Raw genomic sequence first — 2,983 nt, 5'->3', positions numbered from 1 at the left:
CCGGCAGCGCCCAGCGGGTCCAGCGCGCCCAGCGGCCGAGAAGGGCCGGCTCGGGCAGCGACAGCAGCGCGATCCCGGCGGCCGCGCCGGCGCCCAGCCACAGCCCGGCGGCCGTCAACGAGATCCCGGCGGTCGCCGCGACCGCGCCCGGCGCGGCCAGCAGCATCGAGGAGAGGGCGAACGTCGGCCCCAGCACGGCCAGTTGCGCGCCGCCCGGCGGCCTGGTCAGCCGCTCGGCCGCCGCCGCCCTCGCCAGCGGGCCGAGCAGCGCGGCCAGCGCCAGGACCAGCAGCCAGCCCAGCAGCCCGCCGCGCCAGATCGGGTCCAGCAGGTCGAGCGGCAGCCGCAGCGCCAGGTCGCAGGCCACGGCCAGGCCGATCGCGCGGGCCGCGCGCCCGGGCCCGGCCGCCGCGTCGCCCATGTCGCGCCGCACCACCAGCACGAGCGCGACCAGCGCCGAGGCCAGCGCGAAGCCCACCAGCGGCACCGAGCGCCCCACCGGGAACTGCACCAGCAGCCGCGCGCCGGCCAGCACCCCGACCGCGACGGTCAGCCCCTGCCGGGAGCCCAGCCACCAGGTCAACGGGCCGGCCAGGCACGCCAGCGCGGGAACGGCGGCCACCGCGACGGCGCCCGCGCCGCCGAGCACGGTCGCCCCCAGCCGCAGCATCTCCAGCGTGACCAGGGCGACGACGGCGGTGAGCAGGGGCAGCGGGCGCGCGACGGGGCTCATGGCGGGTGAGGTTAGTGCCCGCATCCCCGAGGCGTCCGTTCGGGGTGCGAGCCCGCCCGGGTGGACGTAGCGTCGAAGTACGAGCCGGAATCAGACAGTCGTGCCTAGGGAGGCTCGTCATGGTGCGTAACACCCTCGGAGCGGTCCTCGCTCTGATAGCCGCCGTCGTGGGTATCGGCAGCGTGTTCTTCGACTGGTACGGAGGACGCGACGGCCGGAACTACCGATGGTGGGACCTGTTCAACGGGGCCGGCGTGACGGGAGGGACCCCGGCGTTGATCGCGGGTCTGTTCCTGCCGATGCTGGTCGCGGCGGCCCTCGCCGTGGCGGGCATCCTGCTGCGGTCCCGCCTGCTGACGGCGTTGTCCGGCGCCGCCATCCTCGGCTTCACCCTGCTGTGGATGATCCGGCAGTACAACACCACGGACAGCCTGACCATCGGGCAGGGCGGCATGTCCTGGCCGGTGCTGGCAGCGCTCGGTTCGGGCCTGCTGATGCTGTACGCGGCCACCACCATGGCCGGCCGCCACCTCGCGGACCGTGGCCTGCGCGGCCACGGTCACGGGAAGCACCGCGAGGAGACCGGCGGCGAGGTGCGGCAGGGCCCGTGGCGCAAGCGCCACGAGGAACACGCCGCTCACGGTGAGCACGAGGAGCACGGCCGGCGCGACGTCGCCTAGCCGCCCTTCCAGGGTCAGTTCCTCGTTGGAACCACCGGTTCGCGCGCCACCGCCGCCCCCGGAACGTGGGGGACGGCGGTGTGTCGCCTCTCCGCCCGCGCGCCCCTCTGGGCGGTCGGGGCCCGTTCAGGACTGGCGGGTGCCCCGGGCCGCGTCGAGGGCGTAGACGCAGTGGTCCTTGCTACAGGCGAAGACCATCCCGTCGGCGGCGGCCGGGGTGCCGGTGATGGCGCCGCCGGTCTCCAACTTCCAGCTGAGCCGGCCGCTGACCGCGTCCAACGTGTACAGGCAGTGGTCCTCCGAGCCGAAGTGCAGCCGGCCGTCCCGCACCACGGGCGAGCCGACGATCGCCTCGCCGGCGGCGAACCGCCAGCGGGGGGTGCCGCTGACCGCGTCCAACGTGTACATCGCGGTGCCGCTGCCCAGGTGGACCAGGCCGTCGGAGACCACGACCGGCTCCGTCGACTGCCGCGCCTCCGTGGCGATCCGCCACCGGTCGTCGCCCGTCGCCAGGTCCAGGGCGTAGACCGTGCCCAGGTAGTCGGTGAAGTAGATCCCCGCGTCCCGGCCGCCGGCCGCCTGGTACGTCGACGGGCAGAGGATCGCGGCCGGCGCGTCGAACCGCCACCGCTCCGCGCCCGAGGCGGCGTCCAGCGCCAACACCCGGGAGCCGGCGCACACATAGACGGTGCCGTCGTCGGCCGGGGTGACCCGCACCGGGACACCGCCGGTGACGGAGGTGTCACCGACCGGGTAACGCCACAGCTCGCTGCCGGTGCGGGCCTCCAGCACATAGAGCTGGCCCTCGCCCCAGGCGTAGACCACGCCGTCCCGCAGCACGGGCGCCGCGTCCTGGGTCTCGAAGTCGCTCTGCCCGCCGGTCAGCTCCCACAGCTGCGCGCCGTTGCCCGCCTCCCACGCGGTGACCAGGCCGCCGCGCGAGGCGGTCAGCACCGTGCCGCGCTCCGCGCGCAGGGCGTAGATCCAGCCCTCGGTCGCCACCCGCCAGCGGTCGGCGCCGTCGGTGGCGTCCAGGGCGTAGAGGCTCGGGCCGTCCGAGGCGATGACCGCGCCGCCGGTGACAGCCATCGACCAGGCGACCTCCCGGGTGCGGAACCGCCGCCGCCCGCTGGCCACATCGAGCGCGTGGACCTCAAGGGAGGTGACGTAGAGCGCGTCGCCGGCGACCGTGGGCGAGCCCCACAGGTCGTTGCTCATCCGGAAGCGCCAGGGCCGCCAGCGCGGCGTCGCGCCGGCGTCGCCGGTGGGCCGCGCCATCGGGTGGTCGGCCGTGGAGCCCGGCTGATGCATCTGGCCGGGATGCGCCGTGTTGGGGCTGGGAACGGCCGCCTGCTGGTGGGCCGTCGGCGGTCTGCTCCACTCCTGCGCCGGCTGCCGCTGCTCGGCCGGCGGGGGCGGCGGCGGGGGCGACTGCGTCACGGGCGGGCCGGTCGGCGGCGCCTCGTTCGTCGGCGGCGGGGGTGTGCTCGGCGGCGGGGGCGGCGGCATCGACGGCATGGGGGGCGCGTAGGAGCGCTGCGCGGCGGCCGAGGGGGGCGCGGACTCCGGG

General features: G+C 76.1%; 2 protein-coding genes and 1 pseudogene. 1 reads left to right on the top strand and 2 read right to left on the bottom strand.

What is annotated here, in order from left to right; genetic code table 11:
- Positions 1-733, bottom strand: a pseudogene (locus tag EBN88_RS29400) (hypothetical protein); the annotation flags it as partial.
- Positions 734-852: 119 nt separating this feature from the next.
- On the opposite strand from EBN88_RS29400, the gene EBN88_RS29395 reads away from it, so the two are divergent.
- Positions 853-1,413 carry a hypothetical protein gene (locus EBN88_RS29395; RefSeq protein WP_122400030.1) on the top strand — a complete coding sequence of 187 codons (561 nt, stop codon included), beginning with the start codon at positions 853-855 and terminating at the stop codon, positions 1,411-1,413.
- 126 nt (positions 1,414-1,539) lie between these two features.
- Here EBN88_RS29395 and EBN88_RS29390 read toward each other — a convergent pair.
- Positions 1,540-2,983: outer membrane protein assembly factor BamB family protein (locus EBN88_RS29390; protein WP_147472907.1), on the bottom strand; the 1,444-nt coding region annotated here is incomplete at its 5' end.

This window comes from Streptomyces triticirhizae, from assembly GCF_003696235.1.
Lineage (GTDB): Bacteria > Actinomycetota > Actinomycetes > Streptomycetales > Streptomycetaceae > Streptomyces > Streptomyces triticirhizae.
Note: the sequence above shows the minus strand (reverse complement) of the source record. Positions and strands in the feature narration are given on the sequence as shown.

What these genes read in the sequence shown, in the direction of transcription:
- EBN88_RS29395 (WP_122400030.1), top strand. Translation starts at nt 853, where the DNA reads ATGGTGCGTAACACCCTCGGAGCGGTCCTCGCTCTGATAGCCGCCGTC.